Source organism: Pseudonocardia sp. DxW (assembly GCF_058448985.1).
In genome coordinates, this window is sequence record NZ_JBZFLK010000077.1 from 1 (window position 1) to 1,086 (window position 1,086).

Here is a 1,086-nt window from a genome sequence, read left to right on the forward strand (position 1 = left end):
GTCCCGGACGTGACGGTGGCGGAGTTGTTGTCGGAGCGGGCGGCGTTGTGTCCGGATCGGGTTGCGTTGGTGTCGGGGGAGTCGCGGCTGACTTTTGCTGAGTTGGATGCGCAGATTTCGCGGTTGGCGCGGGTGTTGCGTGTGCGGGGTGTGGGGCCGGAGTCGGTGGTGGCGTTGGGGTTGCCGCGTTCTGTGGAGAATGTGGTGGCGTTGTTTGCGGTGTTGCGGGCGGGGGCGGCGTATGTGCCGTTGGAGTTGGATCATCCGGATGAGCGGTTGGCGGAGATTCTGGCGGCGTCGGGTGCTGTGTTGTTGGTGACGGAGTCGTCGGTGGTGTCGCGTTTCGGTGGGGCTGCTGGGGCTGCGGTGGAGTGTGTTGTGCTCGACGAGCCGGGTGTGTTCGACGGTGTGTCGGGTGGGCCGTTGTCGGCTGCGGAGTTGGGTGGGTTCGTGCCGGGCGCGGCGGGGCGTTTGGGGCATCCGGCGTATGTGATTTTCACGTCGGGGTCGACGGGGCGGCCGAAGGGTGTGGTGACGCCTTTTGGTGGTTTGACGAATATGCAGGTGAATCATCGGCGGGAGATTTTTGCGCCGACGGTGGCGGCTGCGGGTGGTCGGGTGTTGCGGGTGGCGCACACGGTGTCTTTTGCGTTCGATATGTCGTGGGAGGAGCTCCTGTGGCTGGTCGAGGGGCATGAGGTGCATGTGTGTGATGAGCAGTTGCGGCGGGATGCGGAGCGGCTGGTCGGGTATTGCGCTGAGCATGCGGTGGATGTGGTGAATGTGACGCCGACGTATGCGCATCATTTGTTTGCTGCGGGTTTGTTGGACGGGGCGCATGTGCCGCCGTTGGTGTTGTTGGGTGGGGAGGCGGTGCCGGAGTCGGTGTGGTCGCGGCTGCGGGACGCGGAGGGGACGTGGGGGTACAACCTGTACGGCCCGACGGAGTACACGATCAACACGTTGGGTGCGGGGACGAGTGAGAGTGTGACGTCGACGGTGGGTTCGGCGATCACGAACACGGTGGCGCATGTGTTGGACGGCTGGCTGCGGCCGGTGCCCGACGGTGTGGTGGGTGAGTTGTAT

The 1,086-nt window shown here is 65.0% G+C and carries 1 protein-coding gene; it reads left to right on the forward strand.

All coding sequences use genetic code 11. The features are described from left to right. On the forward strand, positions 1-1,086 hold a 1,086-nt coding region (locus tag ACVJO7_RS34020), incomplete at both ends, for an AMP-binding protein (protein ID WP_491676371.1).